The 18,563-nt window shown below is 69.4% G+C and carries 11 protein-coding genes and 1 pseudogene; 4 read left to right on the forward strand and 8 right to left on the reverse strand.

Annotated elements, in window-relative coordinates; all coding sequences use genetic code 11:
• Positions 1-471: 471 nt before the first annotated feature.
• From ACGFIB_RS33935 to ACGFIB_RS33945, 3 genes are all read right to left on the reverse strand, one after another.
• The gene (locus tag ACGFIB_RS33935; RefSeq protein ID WP_393377351.1) at positions 472-2,451 is read right to left on the reverse strand and encodes an alpha-L-fucosidase; all 1,980 of its coding nucleotides are present in this window, start codon (positions 2,449-2,451) and stop codon (positions 472-474) included.
• Positions 2,452-3,155: 704 nt separating this feature from the next.
• Positions 3,156-3,791 carry a hypothetical protein gene (locus ACGFIB_RS33940; protein WP_393377354.1) on the reverse strand — a complete coding sequence of 212 codons (636 nt, stop codon included), beginning with the start codon at positions 3,789-3,791 and terminating at the stop codon, positions 3,156-3,158.
• A gap of 201 nt (positions 3,792-3,992) precedes the next feature.
• On the reverse strand, positions 3,993-7,604 hold the full coding sequence (locus ACGFIB_RS33945) for a glycosyl hydrolase family 95 catalytic domain-containing protein (RefSeq protein WP_393377356.1): 3,612 nt from the start codon (positions 7,602-7,604) through the stop codon (positions 3,993-3,995).
• Between the two features lie 511 nt (positions 7,605-8,115).
• On the opposite strand from ACGFIB_RS33945, the gene ACGFIB_RS33950 reads away from it, so the two are divergent.
• A complete protein-coding gene (locus ACGFIB_RS33950; protein WP_208762569.1) occupies positions 8,116-8,817 on the forward strand; it encodes a FadR/GntR family transcriptional regulator in 702 nt (233 codons plus the stop codon).
• 60 nt (positions 8,818-8,877) lie between these two features.
• Here the strand turns inward: ACGFIB_RS33950 and ACGFIB_RS33955 are convergent, their stop codons facing one another.
• Positions 8,878-9,591, reverse strand: coding sequence for a FadR/GntR family transcriptional regulator (locus tag ACGFIB_RS33955; protein ID WP_393377358.1), 714 nt, complete (start codon positions 9,589-9,591; stop codon positions 8,878-8,880).
• Between the two features lie 494 nt (positions 9,592-10,085).
• On the opposite strand from ACGFIB_RS33955, the gene ACGFIB_RS33960 reads away from it, so the two are divergent.
• Genes ACGFIB_RS33960 through ACGFIB_RS33970 form a run of 3 tightly spaced genes read left to right on the forward strand, consistent with a single transcriptional unit; the run spans position 10,086 to position 13,785 of the window.
• Positions 10,086-11,168, forward strand: a complete 1,083-nt coding sequence (locus tag ACGFIB_RS33960; RefSeq protein ID WP_393377360.1) for a sugar ABC transporter substrate-binding protein — start codon at positions 10,086-10,088, stop codon at positions 11,166-11,168.
• A gap of 12 nt (positions 11,169-11,180) precedes the next feature.
• Positions 11,181-12,746: a sugar ABC transporter ATP-binding protein gene (locus ACGFIB_RS33965; RefSeq protein WP_357253036.1), complete on the forward strand. Its 1,566-nt coding sequence runs from the start codon at positions 11,181-11,183 to the stop codon at positions 12,744-12,746.
• Positions 12,739-13,785: an ABC transporter permease gene (locus ACGFIB_RS33970; protein WP_142576258.1), complete on the forward strand. Its 1,047-nt coding sequence runs from the start codon at positions 12,739-12,741 to the stop codon at positions 13,783-13,785. Before ACGFIB_RS33965 ends, ACGFIB_RS33970 begins: the two co-directional genes overlap by 8 nt.
• 36 nt (positions 13,786-13,821) lie before the next feature.
• On the opposite strand, the pseudogene ACGFIB_RS33975 reads toward ACGFIB_RS33970, so the two are convergent.
• The 4 genes and pseudogenes from ACGFIB_RS33975 to ACGFIB_RS33990 form a co-directional block, all read right to left on the reverse strand.
• Positions 13,822-15,009, reverse strand: a pseudogene (locus ACGFIB_RS33975) (RNA-guided endonuclease InsQ/TnpB family protein); the annotation flags it as partial.
• Between the two features lie 339 nt (positions 15,010-15,348).
• On the reverse strand, positions 15,349-16,302 hold the full coding sequence (gene larE, locus ACGFIB_RS33980) for an ATP-dependent sacrificial sulfur transferase LarE (RefSeq protein ID WP_393377361.1): 954 nt from the start codon (positions 16,300-16,302) through the stop codon (positions 15,349-15,351).
• Complete coding sequence (locus tag ACGFIB_RS33985) at positions 16,295-17,008, reverse strand: FadR/GntR family transcriptional regulator (protein ID WP_142576262.1); 714 nt, start codon at positions 17,006-17,008, stop codon at positions 16,295-16,297. Before ACGFIB_RS33985 ends, larE begins: the two co-directional genes overlap by 8 nt.
• Position 17,009: 1 nt before the next feature.
• Positions 17,010-18,302 carry an L-fuconate dehydratase gene (locus tag ACGFIB_RS33990; RefSeq protein WP_357253027.1) on the reverse strand — a complete coding sequence of 431 codons (1,293 nt, stop codon included), beginning with the start codon at positions 18,300-18,302 and terminating at the stop codon, positions 17,010-17,012.
• Positions 18,303-18,563: the final 261 nt, after the last annotated feature.

Consider the following 18,563-nt stretch of genomic DNA (forward strand, 5'->3'; position numbering starts at 1 on the left):
CGCAACATTCATCTCCGCGCGGCGTCTTCCTTGACGGCGGCTGGTGAGAGCGATAACACTTGCGCCATCCGGACGAGTGCGTCACGGACCGGAAAGGAGAGCCCTTCTCATCGTGAGCGACGATCGTCGCCGACGGCCCGCGGACGAGGACGGCCCGCACGATCGCGGTGGGAGCGGCAGCGCGGCGGCGGCCAGTGGCGGGGCCAGTGCCGGGACCGGTGGCGGTGCCGGTGGAAAAACCGGCGGCCAGGTCCCTGATATCAGAGACCTGGCCTCGTGAACCTCTCGCGCCCGGGACGACCTTTCCGGGCGGACTCGCGGCACCGGCGGCACGCCCCGCCATCGCGCGGGTCCTTCATCCTGCCCTGTTCGCCGGGGTCGGCGGAGGCGTCCTCCGTCTCCGGGCCGCGCGGTGCGTCGTGGTCCAACGCGCGCAGTGGGTCGTGGTCCAACGCCTGCGGTGGGTCGGGGTCAGACGCCGGTGATGGTCCACTGGTTGTTGGTGTTGCCGTTGGGTGTCCACATGCCGACGGCGGAGCCGGCGGTGGTGTAGCCCATGCCGTCGAGGGACGTGCCGGTGCCGCGGTTGACGATCTGGTAGCGGCCGTTGCCGAGGTCGTTCAGGCGCCACTGCTGGTTGTTGCCGCCGTTCCAGGCCGACTGCCGGGCGTTGGCGCCGTTGGCGGTGTTGCCCCAGCTGTCGGCGACCATGCCGTTGGTGCGGTTGACGATCCGGTACCAGCCGCCGCCCAGGTCGACCAGCTGCCACTGCAGGTTCGTGCTGCCGTCCCAGTTCCACTGCTTCAGGTTCGACCCCGACGCCACGTTGCCGCCGCTGTCCAGCGCCAGGCCGGTGGTGGCGTTGGCGATCCGTACGTAGCCGGTGGGGGTGCCGCCGGAGCCCGGGGCGGGGATCTGGCCGTTGAAGGTCAGCTTGACCACGTAGGCCGGGGCGCTGAACGGGGCGTTGGACGAGGGCATCGAGATGTGCAGCGCCGAGCCGTCCTGCGTGCGGTTGGGCAGGGTGGTGTACTGGCCCGCCGAGGAGCCGAGGAGCTGCACCGAGGCCAGGTTGCTCAGGTTGATCCGGTTGGCGCCCAGAGTCGTGATGTGCAGGGTGCTGCCCGGCCAGCCCAGCACGGTGGCGTACAGCACCGTGTTGTCCTTGCTGCGGGTGAAGCGGATGTCGGTGTTGGTGCCCGCCCGCGGCGTGGTGAACGAACCGCCGCCCATCTGGGTGGGGCCCTCGCCGTAGATCGCCCAGGCGCGGGTGGCGTAGACGGACTCGCCGAATCGCTTGAGGTAGTCCCCGATGCCCAGCAGGATCGACCGCTGCCCGGACGGGATCGTGCCGTCGGCCATCGGAGCGATGTTCAGCAGCATGTTGCCGTTCTTGCTGACCCGGTCGATCAGCGAGTGCAGCATGGCGTTGAGCGAGTAGTAGCCGATGCCCGCCGTGTAGCACCAGCTGGAGCTGGAGATGCTGTCGTCGGTCAGCCAGTAGGGGGTCTGGATGCCGCCCGGCCCGCCGCGCTCGAAGTCGACGACCTCTCCCCTGGTGTTGAACCCGTCCTTGTAGGTCGCGACGACGTCCCTGTTCCAGGCGACCGCCTGGTTGTAGTAGTACGACAGGAAGGCCAGCCGCCGGGACTCGTCGAGCCGGCTGAGGTTGAAGTCCTGCCAGATGACGTCGGGCTGGTAGCCGTCGATGACCTCCTTGAGCTTGTCGTACCACAGCTGCTGCTCGTCGGCGAAGCTGAGCTGGCCGTACAGCTTCTTCAGCGAGGTCGTGGACTGCGTCGGCACCCACTGGTAGAAGCCGGTGAAGTTGTAGCAGTGGTGCATGGCCACCAGAAGCTTGAGGCCCTTGGCCCGGATGGCGTCGGCGTGCAGCCGCAGCAGGTCGAGCCTGGGCCCGGTGGCGACCGAGTTCCACTCGTTCACCCGGCTGTTCCACATCGAGTAGCCGTCGTGGTGCTCGGCCACCGGACCGGCGAACCTGGCGCCGGCGTCGGCGAACAACTGCGCCCACTCGTCGGGGTCGAAGTTGCCGCCGGCCGACTTCAGTTTGGGCGCGAACTGGACCCAGTTGCCGGCCTTGTCCCGGGCGCCGTTGATGAAGTTGTGGTACGGCCACACCGACGGGTCACCGTAGACGCTCTTGTGGTGGTTGTTCTCGCCTGACCCGTTGTTGTACATGTTGCGCGGATACCACTCGTTGGCGAACGCCGGGACGCTGAACACGCCCCAGTGGTAGTAGATGCCGAACTTCGCGTCCTGGAACCACTCGGCGGCCGGCGGGTGCTGGTCCACCGACGACCAGCTCGCGCTGTAACTCTGCGGACCGGCGTTCGCCCACGCGGGGCCGGCCTTCAGCGCGCCGGCGGCCGTGGCGAGCGCGGCCGTGGCGAGCAGTTGCCGGCGGCTGAACTGGAACGAGGATGCGGACATGACGAGATACCTCTCGCGATCGGGGGGATTTTCCCGGGCGTGCGCGGCCGTCGAGGCCGGCCCCTTCGGCTCTGCTCGGATGACCGCCTCGTGCGTCTTCTCCTGCGCGGTGTCGCGGCGGGCGGACCGCGCTCGCCGCCGGCGGGCGGGACGGCGATGGTAGGCGGGACGGCGGCGATGGGCACGGCAGCCCGTGAGGAGCGGCCCGGCCACGAGGACCCGGGCCCGCGACGGTACGCATGACACGATCCCTTGGATGTTTCCCGGAGATGAGCAGACGGTCACCGCAGAGACATTGGATGTCGTTGTATGTCAGGCAGCGGGATCTGTCCACACTCCCCCACCGGCGGGCGTACGCGTGACGCGACCCGGCGGCAGCGGGGCCCGGTCCGTTCGGCGAGTGGAAAGGAAGGTGAGGCGCGGCAGTGGCCGCGTTTGCGCATGCCGCGTCGGCAATGCCGTCACTCGCCTCGCATGGGGGCAGACAGCCCATGTCCGTGAAGGCGTCGGTCCCGATCCCGTCGAGAAATGGGATGTCTGAACGTTTCAGCGCAAGGAGACCGGAGGGCCGCCGGCGGGGTGGCCACCGGCATGCGTGCGCCGGGGGCGCGGTGGGGTGTCCCACACCGCGCCCCCGGCCATGTCGTCAACTGGTTCGGGCGGGCGCTGTCCGCCTATGGCGACGGCGAAGACGCGCCTGTGGTTCAGGACTGGTTGAACAGGGACAGGGTCAGGGTGGAGTGGTACTCGCCGGCGGCGACGTCGGTGGAGGTGCGCAGGGCGAGGTCGGCGTTGACCTGGGAGGTGCCGATCTCGTCGGTGGAGTTGGCGGTGGAGACCAGCAGTTCCTGGCCTTCCAGGCCGACCTCGGGGGCTCCGGTGCCGTCGCCGATGACGCTGGAGACCGGCTCACCGGCCGCCACGGCGCCGGTGGTGGACTGGCTGAGCAGGCGCGGCTTCCAGCCCAGGTACTCCGGGCCGATGGTCTTGGCCGGGTCGTCGGCCGCGACGAACTGGCTGGACTGGCCGACGACGGCCCAGAACTCCCCGGCGGGGATGTCTTCGGGCTGGCGGGTGTCGGTGACCGTGACGGTGGGGAGGGTGCCGACGAACTGGCGGGCGGTGGCGTCGGAGCCGTTCTCCTGCAGGGACACGCCGTCGTTGTCGGCGACGGTCATGGAGATCTGGCCGGGGGTGGTGGTGGGCTCGATCTTGACCGAGACGTCGATGCCGCCGGTGGGGTCGTCGTCGGCCGCGGCGGGGCCGGCCAGGCCGGCGCCGGCGAGGGTGAGGCCGAGGACGGAGGCGGCGAGTATCTGGGTGGTCCGGGTGATTTTCACGTGATCATCGCTCCATTTATGGGGGGCGGGGCCGGCCGGCTGATCGGCCGGCCGGCCCCGTGTCGTGCTGAGTCGTGGCTGACGCTCCTGGGCGGTGTCCCCGTCGCCGGGACCGTGGTGACCGTGGTCGCCACGGTCACCACGTCACCGTGGTCACCGCCGGGTGCGCTCAGGCGGTCGGCCGGGGACGCCCCGATGCGATCAGCCGCAACTCGCCCCGCTGTAGTCGGCGTCGTAGGTCGAGGTGACCTGCTTGCCGTCGATCGTGGCGGTCGCCTTCACCGTGACCGTGCCGGCGTCGATCTGGGCGGCCCGGGTGTTGAAGGACTGGTAGGCCTGCTTGCCCGGAGCCACGTCGGCCACGGTCTTGGAACCGAACGGGGTCGTCAGCGTGATCGTCGCCGGCACGTCGGAGTCGTTGACGGCCGTGACCGCCAGGTAGGCCGAGGTGCCGATGCAACGGGAGGAGGCGGTGACGGTCAGCTTGACCTCGGCGGGCGGCGTGACGGAGTCGAGCGCGACGGCGAAGATGTGCATCGTCGCGACCCCGTTGGCCGCCCCCGCGCTGATGTTGGGCAGATCGACGCGGGAGATCTCCTTGTTCTGCAGAGCCACGCCGGAGTAGTAGATGGTGGCGGGGGTGTTCTGCCGCTGATTGTTCGGCCGGTTCTGGTAGGGGGCCACGGCGGCGGCGGCGCTCCCCGAACTCGGCGCGCCGTACCAGTCGGGCGAGCTGAGGGTGAAGGTCTGCCTCGTGCCGTCCTTGTAGACGACGGTGGCCGGCCCCGACACCGCGCCGTAGGTCCCGGTCAGCAGGAAACCGAGCGTCTTGCCGGTGCCGGTCACCTTGAGGGACTGCCCGGAGGCGATGGCGTTGTCGGGGGTGCCCACCGTGACGTGGGGCCAGGTGAAGTTCAGCCCGTTCACGGTGACGGTGGCCCCGGGGGTGACACCGACCGACGCCAGCGCCTGGGCGGAGATGCTGGCGCCGTTGCCGTCGAAGTTTCCGGGAGCGGTGTTGGTGTCGTCGGTGACGGCGACGTTGCTGAACAGCTCCTCCAGCGACTTCTCCCCACCGCCCCACACCTGCACCGTGGCCTTCGTGGACACGGTCCAGTCCTCGCCCGACTCGGTGCCGCCCACCACGGCGGTGAGGACCGCGGTGCCGGTGGCCGTGCCGGCGGCGGGAGTGAGGGTGAACTCCACCGTGGCCTCCGCGTCCGGCGCCAGGGGGCCCACTCCGGACTGCTTGGGGGTGACGGTCCACCCCTCCGGCGCCTCGAGGGACACCGTCGCCGACGCCAGCGACGCCTCGACCGCCCTGACGCTGACCTTGACCTTCGCCCCCTCACCCGGTACGACCTCGGCGGGCGCGGCCACGCTGACCTTCTGCAGCGTGTACGCCCGGTAGGTGTGACCGGCCTGCGCCGTGATCTTGACGGCGTCGGGTTCGGCCTTGTCCACCTTCACCGTGCCGCCGCCGGCGACGTCGAGGATCTTGTAGCGGCCGGAGAAGATGCCGCCGCGTACCTGGACGACACCGTCGCGGTCGGGCGTGATGAGGTACTCGTCGGCCTGCCCGTCACTCCACGCCGCGCCGACGGTGTGGCCGCCGCGGCCCCGCAGGCCCTGCACCTTCCCGTTCGGCCAGGCCGACGGCAGCGCGGGCAGCACGTGCAACTCGCCGGTGTGGCTCTGCAGCAGCATCTCGGCGATGCCGGAGGTGGCGCCGAAGTTGCCGTCGATCTGGAACGGCGGGTGCAGGTCGAACATGTTCGGGGCGAGCCTGGCCGGCGTGACCAGGAGGCGGACCAGGTCGTGCGCCCGCTTGCCCTCCTCCAGCCGCGCCCAGTAGTTGATCTTCCAGGCCAGGGACCAGCCGGTGCCGTCGTCGCCGCGCAGTTCGAGGGTCCGCCGCGCCGCGTCGTACAGCTCCGGGGTGCCGCGCTTGGTGATCTGGTGGCTGGGGTGCAGGCCGTACAGGTGCGAGACGTGCCGGTGGTTCCGCTCGGTCTCCACCCAGTCGTACAGCCACTCCTGGATGTTGCCGCGCGAGCCGATCTTCATCGGAGGGAGCCGGTCCTTGGCGGCCAGGACCTGCGCCCGGAAGCTCGCGTCCACACCGAGGACCTCGCTGGCCTCCGCGCAGCCGTCGAACAGGTCGCGCAGGATCTGGTTGTCCATGGTGGGACCGGCGGCCACGCTGACGTTCGCGTGGTGGGGAAGTTCAGGGGAGTTCGACGGGTTCGTGACCAGGTAGCCGAGCTTCGGCTCCTCCACGAGGGTCTCCAGGAAGAACTGCGCCGAGCCCTTCATCGCCGGGTAGTTCTGCCGGAGGAACTCGACGTCACCGGTGAACAGGTAGTGGTCCCAGATCATGGTGGCCAGCCACGCGCCGCCGGTCTGCCACATGCCCCAGAGCGCGCCGTCGACGACCGAGGTCGCCCGCCACGCGTCGGTGTTGTGGTGGGTCACCCAGCCGCCGGCGCCGTACTGCACCTGGGCCGTGCGGGCGCCGGTCACCGTGAGGTCCTGGATCATGCCGAACACCGGCTCGAAGCACTCCGACAGGTTCGTCGTGTTGGCCGGCCAGTAGTTCATCGGCAGGTTGGCGTTGATGGTGTACTTCGAGTCCCACTGTGGGCTCATCGAGTCGTTCCAGATGCCCTGCAGGTTGGCCGGCTGCGTCCCGGGCCGCGAGCAGCTGATCAGCAGGTAGCGGCCGAACTGGAACAGCAGCGCGGAGAACTGCGGGTCGTCGACGGCGCCGTGCTGGGTGATCCGGACGTCGGTCGGCTGGTCGGCCGCGTCGGTGCGGTCCAGTTCGAGCGTCGTCCGCTCGAACAGGGCCTTGTAGTCGGCCACGTGCCGGCTGCGCAGCGTGTCGTAGGCCTTGCCCTGGGCGGCGCCGAGGTGCTGCTGCGCGATGCCCCGGTAGTCGCCGCTGACGTCCTTGTAGCTCACGTAGCTGGAGCCGATGGAGATCAGCAGCGTCACGCTGTCGGCGGCGGTCACTTGGAGCGTTCCGCCGGAACTGGTGACGGTGCCGCCCTCGGCGACGGCCTTGGCCAGCGCCAGGAACTTGACCTGGCCGGTGATGCCCTCGAAGTTGCCCGAGACGCCGTCGAGCGCCACTGTCGAGCTTTCCGGGCTGGTGAGCGTCGTGCGCTGGGGGCTGTCGAACGTCGCGCTGAAGGTGATCGAGCCGGGCTTGTCGGCCGTGAGGCGAACGACGATGACCTGGTCGGGCGCGCTGGCGAACACCTCGCGCTTGTGCCGTACGCCGTTCAGCAGGTAGTTGACGGACGTGACGGCGGTGGTGAGGTCGAGCTGGCGGTTGTACTCCGTGAACCCGCTGGTGCCGGGGAAGGCCAGCCTGATGTTTCCGACCGTCTGGTAGGCGAGCTGGCCCGCGGGCTTGCCCAGCATGTTCTGGTCGATCAGGGTCTGGGCCTGGCTCCACTGGTCCTCGAAGACGAGGCGGCGGATCTCCGGCAGCGCCGCCAGACCCTTGGTGTTGCTCTGGTCGTAGGGTCCTCCGCCCCAGACGGTGTCCTCGTTGAGCTGCAGCCGCTCGGTGTCGACGTTGCCGAACACCATGGCTCCGAGGCGCCCGTTGCCGATGGGGAGGGCGCGGAGCCAGTCCGTGCCGGCGCCCTTGTCGTACCACAGCGCCATGTCGTTCGCGGCGCGTACCTCCGGAGGGGCCACCGATCCGGCTCGGGCGACCGCTGTCCACTGCATCGGCAGCATCAGAGCCCCTGCTCCGACCGTGCCGATCTTCATCAATTGCCTTCGCGTCAGATCTGGCATTCGCTCTCCAAGCGCACTGCGGCCTTGCCGACGGCCGGCGCCGCGCCAATGGGGCGGCGAACCCGACATCGAGGAGACTGGCGGGGTTCGGCGGGGACCGGCTGCGTGACGAGGCTGTGTAGGGGGTGATGGCAAAGCTACAAAGATTTGATGTATCGGTCAACGATTCTTATAGAAACGCCCGAAAGCCGGTCATCTGGGCCCTACGACCCCGGGAAACATCTAACCTTTGGCCCGTCCCCGTCCCCTGGTGCGTACCGATCCAGGTCGCGGAGGGGGGACCGTGGGCGGCGGAGTAGCGGGACGACGCCGCGTCATGTATCCGTAGAGCAGCACCAATCCCTTGACGACCACGGGCGACGACGGCGGACCACGACGATCTGCAGCGGCCGCGGGCGACGACGACGTGCGGGGAGGCCGCATCCGCTCCCCGGCTGTCCGTGGTGACGAGGGAATCCCGCTCCGCTCGGACTCTGGGAACCGACCTGCCATGTCACGCACAGACGATGTAGTGGACAGCATCAAGCGGATGATCCTCGACGGCGTCCTGCGGCCCGGCGACCGCCTGCCCGTCGAGAAGGACCTCGCCGAGTCGCTGGGCGTCTCGCGAGGGGTGTTGCGCGAAGGGGTCTCGGCGCTGTCGATCCTCGGGATCGTCAGCACCCGCCGGGGTGACGGGACGTACGTCACCAGCCTCGACGCGACGCAGTTGCTGGCTCCGATGGGCTTCGTCGTCGACCTGCACGGCCAGGGCGACCCGCGGCACGTGTACACCGTCCGGCGCCTGCTCGAGTCCGAAGCGGCGCGGCTGGCCGCGACGATGATCACCGATGAGGCACTCTGCCAGGCCAGGGACCTGCTCTGCGAGTCGGCCCGGATCGTGGGTCAGGTGCCCCACGACCATGAGCGTCTCATCGAGATCGACATCGCCTTTCACCGCATCATCGCCGCCCATACCGACAACCCGGTCGTGATCGGCCTGATCGAGGCGTTCGCCAGGCGCACCGTCCGCGGCCGGCTGTGGCGAAGTCTGCACGAGGAGGGCGCCGACCGGCGCACTCACGACGAGCATGTGGCGATCTGGGCGGCGCTCGCGGCGCGCGACCCCGAACGGGCGCGCATCCGGATGGCCAACCATCTCATCGGGGTCGAGGAGTCCCTGCCCCGGTTGCCCGGCGAGGGCGACGCGCCGTCCGGTCCCGTGGCCGGCTGACCTCGGGCCGGGCGGGCGGCGTGGGGTGACGTTCCGGGCCTGGCGCGACGCCCGCCCTGATCACCGCACCGGGTCCGGTTCCGCGCCGGACCGCGAACCGCCGAGGTTGTCCCGCAGCCAGGTCTCCGTGGTGTTCACGTGCATGAGCGCGACCGCCTGGGCGAGGGCGGCGTCACCGGCGGCGAGCGCGCGGTAGATGGCTGCGTGCTCGGCGATCGTGCGGCCGGCCGCGTTCTCTTCGACGAGACCGCGCCACACCCGGGCCCTGAGGGTGCGGCTGGCGATGCCGCCGAGCAGGGCGGACAGGGACCTGTTGCCCGTCGCCTCGAAAACCGCCCGGTGGAAGGCGTCGTCGTGATGGTTGAGCGCTTCGATGTCGTCCTGCGCCGCGATCATGGCGTTGAGATGCCGTTCGACGTCCGCGAGTTGCTCGGTGGTGATACGGGCGGCGGCCAGACCCGTCGCCACCGGCTCGAACAGGCGCCGCACCTCCGTGATCTCCAGCAGATCGTCGCCCCGCATCATCTCGACGGCGAGGCCGACTCCTTCGAGCAACAGGTCCGGCGAAAGGCTCGTGACGTAGGTGCCGTCGCCTCTGCGCACCTCCAGCACCCGTGTGGTGACGAGGGAGCGGACGGCCTCTCTGAGCAGGTTGCGGGACAGGCCCAGCTCGGCGGCCAACTCCTGTTCGGGTGGCAGCCGGGCGCCGGGGGGAAGCGTCCCGTCCTTGATGAGCTGCCTGATGCGTTCGATCGCCTGCTCGGTCAACGACATACCTGCATTTTGGTACGTCAGGACGGCGGACCTCCACACGATCTTTCCGGGCGCGTGGGACCGCTCACGGAGACCAGCCGCACCTCTGCCGGATGGGGCCCCTGGTGAGGGCGGCATGGAGGGCGGCGTGGTGACGGCGGCATGGGGAGGGCGCCGTGGTGACGGAGGGCGTGGTGAGGGCTGTCCGGCACGAACCGTCGGACCGTGCCTTCCGGCCGGGACAGACATGCGATGTGTGGGCTTCCCGGCCCGGATGGGGCATGTCGATACGTCGGATCCCTTGCTGCCGGCAGCCGCTCGAATAACGGAATATCACCATCCTTCCCCAAGGTCTGGACACTGGAGCGGTTTTGAGCATAGAAAGACATCCCATGTCCTGTCGTGATTAGCCCGCTCACGACGACCCTCGCCCATGCCTCGCACAGCGCGGGCTCACCGGAGCGTGGAGCGGTCAGCGACGGCATGGCAGCCGTGGTGCTTCAGAAGGAGAGACGATGGAACGCAGACGGTTCGCGCTCGCCGCGGCCTTAGCCATATCGGGGTGCCTCGCCGCTGCCTGCGGCGGGAACAGCGGTACTGGGAACGACAGCTCCGGCGGCGGGGACGGCGCGGCGGCGAAGCCGGTGATCGGCGTCGACTACCCGCGTTCCGACACGGACTTCTGGAACTCCTACATCAGCTACGTGCCGAAGATGGCCGGCGATCTGGGCGCGGAGGTCAAGACCACCAACTCCCAGAACGACGTCGCCAAACTCACCGCCAACGTGCAGACCCTGGTAAGTCAGGGCGTGAAGGGCATCGTCATGGCGCCCCAGGACACCGCGGCGGTGGCGCCCACGCTGCAGCAGCTCGAAACCAAGAAGATCCCCGCCGTGCTGGTGGACACCCGTCCCGACACCGGGAACGCCTTCATGGTCGTGCGCGCCGACAACCGCGCGTACGGGGAGAAGGCCTGCAAGTTCCTGGGTGAGAAGCTCGGCGGCAAGGGCAAGGTGGTCATGCTGGAGGGCGACCTGGCCTCCATCAACGGCCGGGACCGCACCGAGGCGTTCAACGACTGCATGAAGCAGAACTACCCCGGCATCGAGGTGTTCGGCGAGGCGACCAACTGGGACGGAGCCGTGGCCTCGCAGAAGCTCTCCACGGTCATGACCGCGAACCCGGACGTCAAGGGCGTCTACATGCAGTCGAGCTTCGCCCTCGCGGGCACGCTGCAGGTGCTCAAGCAGCGCGACCTCCTGGTGCCGCCGGACGACCCCAAGCACGTCTTCGTCGTCTCCAACGACGGCATCCCGCAGGAGCTCAAGGACATCGCCGCCGGGAACATCGACGCCACCGTCTCCCAGCCCGCGGACCTCTACGCCAAGTGGGCGCTGTCGTACGCCCAGGCCGCGATCGAGGGCAAGACCTTCCAGCCGGGCAAGACCGACCACGACAGCACCATCATCCAGGTGCGGCCCGGCCTTCTGGAGGACCAGCTGTCGGCGCCGCTCGTCACCGCCGACGGCGGCACGTACGGCGGGATCACCAGTGTGAAGCACGACGACAAGTCGCTGTGGGGCAACAACCTGAGCTGAGAGGGCGTGGTTATGGAAGAGTTCGCGGGAGGGCCCGCGAGCCCTCCACCCGCCCGTGGCAGCGGGCCGGTCCGGGCGGACCCGCCCATCGCCGAGGCGGAGCGCATCACCAAGAGGTACGGCGAGACGACCGCGCTGGACGGTGCCCGCATAACGATCAGGCCCGGGGAGACGCACGCACTGGTCGGGCGCAACGGTGCGGGTAAGTCGACCCTGGTCTCCATCCTGACCGGGCTGCAGGCGCCGGACGAGGGCGAGGTCCGCTTCGCCGGGTCCCCCGCGCCGCGGTTGTCCGACCGTGACGCCTGGCGGGAACGGGTCGCCTGCGTCTACCAGAAGTCCACGATCATCCCTGAGCTGACCGTGGCGGAGAACCTCTACCTGAACCGGCACGACCGCAACCGGATGGGGCTGGTCGGCTGGAAGGGTCTGTGGCGCAAAGCGACGGACCTGCTGGAGGCGTGGTCGGTGGACGTCGACGTCCGCCGGCCCGCCGGGGAGCTCGGGGTGGAGCAGCGGCAGTTCGTGGAGATCGCCCGCGCACTGTCGTTCGGCGCGAGATTCATCATCCTGGACGAGCCCACCGCCCAGCTGGACGGTGCGGCGATCACCCGGCTCTTCGATCGGATGCGGGCGATGCGGGAGCAGGGAGTCACCTTCCTGTTCATCAGCCATCACCTGCAGGAGATTTATGAGATCTGCGACATGGTCACGGTGTTCCGGGACGCCCGGCACATCCTCACCGCGCCGGTGGCGGACCTGCCGCAGGCCGAGCTCGTGGCGGCGATGACCGGCGAGGCCGCGGGGCTGCGGGAGCACGCCGTCCGCCCGCCGGTCCCGGCGGAGGCCCCGGTGGTCCTCGACGTCCGGGGCCTGGGCGACGGCGACGTCTACCAGGACGTCGACCTGCGGGTCCGGACCGGGGAGATCGTGGGCCTGGCGGGCCTGGGCGGCAGCGGGAAGACCGAGCTCGCCGAGACCATCGCCGGGCTGCGCGCTCCCCAGGACGGGACTCTGGAGGTGGCCGGAAGCCGTCCGCGCCCCGGGAGTGTGCCGGAGTCGCTGGCCGCCGGAGTGGGCTTCGTGCCCCGCGACCGGCACCAGCAGGGGTTCGTCCCCCTGATGTCCATCGCCGACAACACCACGATGACCGTGCCCGAGCGGCTCGGTCAGGCGGGCTTCGTCAGCGCCCGGCGCAAGGACGCGCTTGCCCGCGAGATGATCACGAATCTCGCGATCAAGACGCCCGGTCCGGAACTGCCCGTTTCCGGGCTGTCCGGCGGCAACCAACAGAAGGTCGTGATGGCTCGCGCCCTGGCCAGCGACCCTCGCCTGCTCGTACTGATCACACCGACGGCCGGAGTCGATGTCCGGTCGAAGGAGTTCCTGCTCGGCAAGGTCGAGGAGATCGCCGACAACGGAACCGGCGTCGTGATCGCCTCCGATGAACTTGACGACCTGCGGCTGTGCAACCGGGTGCTCGTGATGTTCCACGGCCGCGTCGTCGCGGAACTGGCCGCCGGCTGGCACGACCACGAGATGGTGGCCGCCATGGAAGGAGTCGACCTCGATGCCTGACAGCTCCACCGCTCACGCCACGACGGGAAATCCGCCGAGCCCACCGGCGCCGGAGGAGGCGGGAAGGCGCCGCTCACCGATCCCGCTGGCGCGGCTGCGAGACTTCGCGCTCGTTCCCGCGATCATCGTGATCGCGATCGTCGGGCAGATCGTCAACCCGATCTTCCTGCAGAGCGACAACCTGATCAACATCCTGCAGACCATGTCGGAGATCTCGCTGCTCGTCCTGGCGCAGACTCTCGTGCTGATCGCCGGCAGGATGGACCTGTCGCTCGAGTCGACCTTCGGGCTGGCTCCCGGCGTGGCCGCATGGCTGACGGTCGCCGCCGGCACGGGACCGGGGCTCGGGCTGCTGCCCGGCGCCTGGGGAATCCCCGTCACCCTCGCGGTGGGCGTGCTGATCGGGGCGGTGAACGCGCTGTTCATCGTCCGCTTCGGGCTCAACGGCTTCATCGTCACCCTGGGCATGCTCATCGTGCTGCGCGGCCTCCTCACGGGCATCTCCGGCGGGCAGACCTTCTTCAACCTGCCGGAATCGATGACCTACTTCGGCTCGGCCATGTGGCTCGGCGTGCCCGCGTCCATCTGGATCTGCCTGCTGCTGTTCGCCGTCGGCATCGTGATCATGGGATTCACCCGGTTCGGCCGGGCGCTCTACGCGATCGGCGGCAACGTCGACGCCGCCAAGGCGGCGGGCATCCGCACCGACCGGGTGCTGTGGATCGTGCTGATCTCCGCCAGCCTGCTGGCCGCGATCGGCGGTCTCCTGCTGACGGGCCGGCTCGCCTCCGTGGCCGCCGCTCAGGGTGACGGCGCCATCTTCACGGTGTTCGCCGCCGCCGTCATCGGCGGAGTCAGCCTCAACGGCGGTAAGGGCACCGTGTTCGGCGCGTTCACCGGCATCCTGCTGCTCTACATGATCCAGAACGTCCTCACCCTCGCGGGCGTCCCGGCGCAGTGGATCCAGGCGCTCAACGGGGGGATCATCCTCACCGCGCTCGCGATCTCCCGCCTCACCGGCGGCAAGACGCAGGATTGACATCCTCCCCCTCCGCAAGGAGGGGGATTCAACCCTCACGGGTTGGTCTTCCTGTTTCACTGCCGGTTGCCCTCTCGGAGGTCTCCGTTGAGGTCTTACACCAGCTCCACAGGCGTTTTACCTCTCCGCCAGCCCGGCGGCGAGGATGTTCTTGGCGGCGTTGACGTCGCGGTCATGGGTCAGGCCGCAGGCGCACGTCCACTCGCGCACGCCCAGCGGCATCGCGTTTCGCAGAGTGCCGCACACGCTGCACAGCTTGGACGAGGGGAACCACCGGTCCACGACCAGCAGTTCCCGCCCGTACCAGGCGGTTTTGTACTCCAGCATCGAGCGGAGTTCCCGCCAAGACGCATCCGAGATGGCGCGTGCCAGTGCGTGGTTTCTCACCATGTTGCGGACGGTGAGGTCCTCGATCACGACCGTTTGGTTCTCACGGACGAGCCGAGTCGAAAGCTTGTGCAGGAAGTCGCGGCGGCGGTCGGCGATCCGCGCGAAGACGCGCGCCACCGTGAGCCGGGCCTTGGCCCGGTTGTTGCTGCCCTTGGTTTTGCGTGCGAGCGCACGCTGCGCCCTGGCCAGGCGCTTGCGGTCGGCACGCTCATGCCGGGGGTTGGTGACTTTCTCCCCGGTGGAGAGCGTGGCCAGGGCGGTGACGCCCGCGTCCACGCCGACCATGTTCTCGGTGGGGTCGAGCGGGCGGATCTTCTCCTCTACGAGGATGGATACCAACCACCGGCCCGCGTTGTCGTGGGACACGGTCACCGTGGACGGCTGCGCACCCTCGGGCAGGGGGCGCGACCAGCGGATGTTCAGCGGCGCGTTCATCTTCGCCAGCGTCAGCCGGCCGTCCCGCCAGCGGAACGCCGACCGAGTGTATTCGGCCGACGCCCGCGACTTCTTCCGGGACTTGAAGGTGGGGTACCTGGCCCGTTTGGCGAAGAAGTTCGCGAACCCGGCTTGCAGATGGCGGAGCGCCTGCTGAAGCGGCACGCTGGACACCTCGCCCAGGAACGCCAGTTCCGGCGTCTTCTTCCACGCGGTGAGCATCGCGGAGGTCTCCACATAGGAGACGCGGCGGCCTTCCAAGGTGTAGGCGCGGGTCCGCTCCTCCAACGCCAGGTTGTACACCTTCCGGACGCAGCCGAACGTCCGGGCTAGCTCATCAGCCTGCTCGGGGGTCGGATAGAAGCGGTACTTGTACGCCCGCTTCACAAGCTGCGCCACACCTCACATCTTACCCCACGATCAGTTGAAGATCGAGCACGTGTTCGAGAAGCAGGTTCGCCTTGCAGCGAATCGGCTACCCCTGTCCTGCTCCGCAGGGGTCCGATTCCTCCCCCGCCTGAAGGCGGGGATTTCCTCGGAGATATCCGATGACGAGAAGGAACGACGAGCGGGGGAGGCCGATCTCTGCGTCGGTCTCCCCCGCTCGTCGCCGCGTACGGGTCCGGGGCATCAGACGTGAAACGGCCGGGTGATGCCCGCTTCGACCGGAGGCGGGCATCGCCCGGCCTTCCGGTTCGGGGGGATCACCCGGCCTTCCGGTCCGGGGCGGAGAGCGCGTCAGGAGGGAAGCAGCGGCAGCAGCGCGTTGAGACGCCCGGACGCGAAACCGGACAGGTCCAGCGAGCAGAAGGTGAAGCCGGCGCCGCGGACCGCGGCATCGACGCGCTCGCGCAACTCGCACGCCCGCGGGATCTCGGTGCCCGGGACCTCGACCCGGGCCAGTGTGCCGCCGGCGTGGGCGCGGACCCGGCACACCGGGAAGCCGAGATCGCGCAGCGCGCGCTCGGCGGTCTCGATCCTTCGCAGCACCTCCGGCGTGACCGGGTCGCCGTAGCTCACCCGCGAGGCCAGGCAGGGCGCGGCGGGCTTGTCCGCGGTGACCAGGCCGAGCGCGCGGCTGACCGCGCGGACGTCGGCCTTGGTGAGCCCGGCCTCGACCAGCGGTGCGATGGCCCCGCGCTCGGCCGCGGCGCGCTGCCCGGGGCGATGGTCGCCGAGGTCGTCGAGGTTGGTGCCGAGCGCGATCCGGGCGCCCATGGCGGCCGCCAGCGGCGTGACCGCGTCGAACAGCGCCGACTTGCAGTGGTAGCAGCGGTCGGCGCCGTTGGCGGCGTACTCGGGCCTGTCGGCCTCGTCCGTGCACACCTCTATATGGGCCAGGCCGTGGGCGCGCGCGAAGTCACGGGCGGCGGCCCGTTCGGAGGCGGCCAGACTCGGGGAGACAGCGGTGACGGCCAGTGCACGCCTGCCGAGCACCTTCGCGGCGGCGAAGGCGAGCAACGCGGAGTCGGCGCCGCCGGAGTAGGCGACGACGACCGCGTCCTCACGGCGCAGCCGATCGAGCAGCCGATCCAGCAGCCGGTCGTTCAGCTGCCGGTCTGGCAACGGGTCCGGTACAGGGTCCAGCGGCCGGTCCAGCGGCCGGTCCACGGCGTCGCTCACCGCGTCCGCCGCACCCACCCGGCCGGCGTCCGCCGTCCCCTCTTCCACGGAAGCGGGACGATCAGCCATGAGCGGCCTCACCCGCGAAGGCGCGCGAGCCGGTGAGGCTTTCCTCGACGCCAAGGACGTGCAGGGCGGCGTGGAGCCTGGCCCGTTCGCAGTCCCGCGCCAGCAGAGCCCGATGGACCGCTCGGTGCTCCCGGAGGGTGCGGTGAACGGCCTCGGGGTCGCTCATGCCCCGCCAGATGCGGGCTCGTACGGTGCGGCCGGACATGTTGTGGATGACGGCGGCGAGGACGGCGTTGCCGCAATGAGAGGCGATGAGTGCGTGGAAGTCCTGGTCGAGGGCGATCAGTTTCTCGTGGTCGACGGGATCGCAGGCGGCGACCGTCTCGGCCTCGTCGAGCAGATCGCCCAGGTGGACGAGATCGGTGTCCGGGATGCGGGTGGCCGCCAGCCCCGTCGCCTCCGCCTCCAGGATCCTGCGCACGTGCAGGAACTCCCCCGCCCCGGCGTCAAGGTGAATGTCGGCGACGAAGCTCATCCCGTCGAGCAGCAGGTCGGGAGACAGGCTGGTGACGTAGGTGCCGTCGCCCTGCCGCGTCTGCAACACCCGCATGGCGACCAGTGCGCGCACCGCCTCGCGCAGCGTGTTGCGGGCGACACCGAGTTGTTCGGCCAGATTCTTCTCGACGGGGAGCTTCTGCCCTGGGCGCAGCTCCCCGTCGATGATCATCTGCTTGATCGTGTCGATCGCCGTCTCGATGACGCCCACGTCAGCCTCCCCATTGGTGACCATCAGGGTAGCGGTACGCGTCGATCGACTCAGAGAGCATACGAGCGCTGTAACCGGGCTTTTCAGGCAGCAGGTAGCGGCCGCGCTCGATGCGGACGGGGTCGGTGAAGTGCTCGTGCAGGTGGTCGACGTACTCCAGGACGCGGCCCTCCAGGCTGCCGCTCACACACACGTAGTCGACCACGGCCATGTGCTGGACCAGCTCGCACAGGCCGACGCCGCCGGCGTGGGGGCAGACGGGCACGCCGAACTTGGCGGCCATGAGCAGCACCGGCACGATCTCGTTGACCGACGCGAGCCGGCAGGAGTCGATCTGGCAGAAGTCGATCGCCCCGGCCTGCAGGAGCTGCTTGAACATGACCCGGTTGTGGGCGTGCTCGCCGGTGGCGACGCCGACGGGGGCGATCGCCTTGCGGATGGCCGCGTGGCCGAGGACGTCGTCGGGGCTGGTCGGCTCCTCGATCCACAGCGGCTCGTACGGCGCGAGCCGGCCGAGCCACTCGATGGCCTGGGGCACGTCCCACACCTGGTTGGCGTCGATCATGAGCGTACGGTCGCCGAGTTCCTCTCGGGCGATCGACAGCCGCCGGACGTCGTCCTCGACGTTCGCGCCGACCTTGAGCTTCACGTGGGTCCAGCCGTCGGCGACGGCCTCGCGGCACAGACGGCGCAGTTTGTCGTCGTCGTAGCCGAGCCACCCCGGAGAGGTCGTGTACGCCGGGTAGCCGTGCTCGGCCAGCTCGGCGATCCGCTCCGCACGCGTGGGGGCGAGCCGGGCCAGCATCCCGACGGCCTCGGCGGGGGTCAGCACGTCGGACAGGTAACGGAAGTCGCAGGCCGCGACCAGCTCCTCGGGCGTCATGTCCGCGACGAAGCGCCACAGGGGTTTGCCGGCCCGGCGGGCCGCCAGGTCCCACGCCGCGTTGAGGACGCCCGCGGCGGACAGGTGCACCACGCCCTTCTCCGGCCCGAGCCAGCGCATCTGGCTGTCGGCCATGATCTCGCGGTAGAGACCGCCGAGGTCGCCGGCCAGCTCGTCCACGTCGCGTCCGGCCAGCCGCGCCCCGATCTGCCGGGCGGCGGCCACACACAGGTCGTTGCCCCGCCCGATCGTGAACGTGAGGCCGTGCCCCGTCAGGTCGCCGTCGTCGGTTTCCAGCATCACGTACGCCGCGGAGTAGTCGCCGTCCGGGTTCATCGCGTCCGAACCGTCGAGCGTCGCGGAGGTCGGAAACCTGATGTCGATCACGTTCACAGAGGTGATCGTCGGCATGGGCGAACTCCAATTGATCCGATGAATATGAATGGAACAGTAGGGTCACACTGGAAGAAGGTCAAGGCAAGTCAGCAAATACCGCACCCAAGGGTTTACTTCAACCCGATGAATCTGGCAGGCTCGACGCGGCAAACGGCCCTGTGAACCAGCGGAGAGGCCAAGATCGTGAAGCTGTTGCGGGTGGGTCCGGTGGGTGCGGAGCGGCCGTGCGTGCTCGCGCCCGACGGGCGGGTGTTGGACGTGTCGTCGTTGACGGCC

Source organism: Microbispora bryophytorum, assembly GCF_043197435.1.
GTDB lineage: Bacteria > Actinomycetota > Actinomycetes > Streptosporangiales > Streptosporangiaceae > Microbispora > Microbispora bryophytorum.

What these genes read in the sequence shown, in the direction of transcription:
- ACGFIB_RS33965 (WP_357253036.1), top strand. Translation starts at nt 11,181, where the DNA reads ATGGAAGAGTTCGCGGGAGGGCCCGCGAGCCCTCCACCCGCCCGTGGC.
- ACGFIB_RS33945 (WP_393377356.1), bottom strand. Translation starts at nt 7,604, where the DNA reads ATGCCAGATCTGACGCGAAGGCAATTGATGAAGATCGGCACGGTCGGA.
- ACGFIB_RS33955 (WP_393377358.1), bottom strand. Translation starts at nt 9,591, where the DNA reads ATGTCGTTGACCGAGCAGGCGATCGAACGCATCAGGCAGCTCATCAAG.
- ACGFIB_RS33970 (WP_142576258.1), top strand. Translation starts at nt 12,739, where the DNA reads ATGCCTGACAGCTCCACCGCTCACGCCACGACGGGAAATCCGCCGAGC.
- larE (WP_393377361.1), bottom strand. Translation starts at nt 16,302, where the DNA reads ATGGCTGATCGTCCCGCTTCCGTGGAAGAGGGGACGGCGGACGCCGGC.
- ACGFIB_RS33990 (WP_357253027.1), bottom strand. Translation starts at nt 18,302, where the DNA reads ATGCCGACGATCACCTCTGTGAACGTGATCGACATCAGGTTTCCGACC.
- ACGFIB_RS33960 (WP_393377360.1), top strand. Translation starts at nt 10,086, where the DNA reads ATGGAACGCAGACGGTTCGCGCTCGCCGCGGCCTTAGCCATATCGGGG.
- ACGFIB_RS33935 (WP_393377351.1), bottom strand. Translation starts at nt 2,451, where the DNA reads ATGTCCGCATCCTCGTTCCAGTTCAGCCGCCGGCAACTGCTCGCCACG.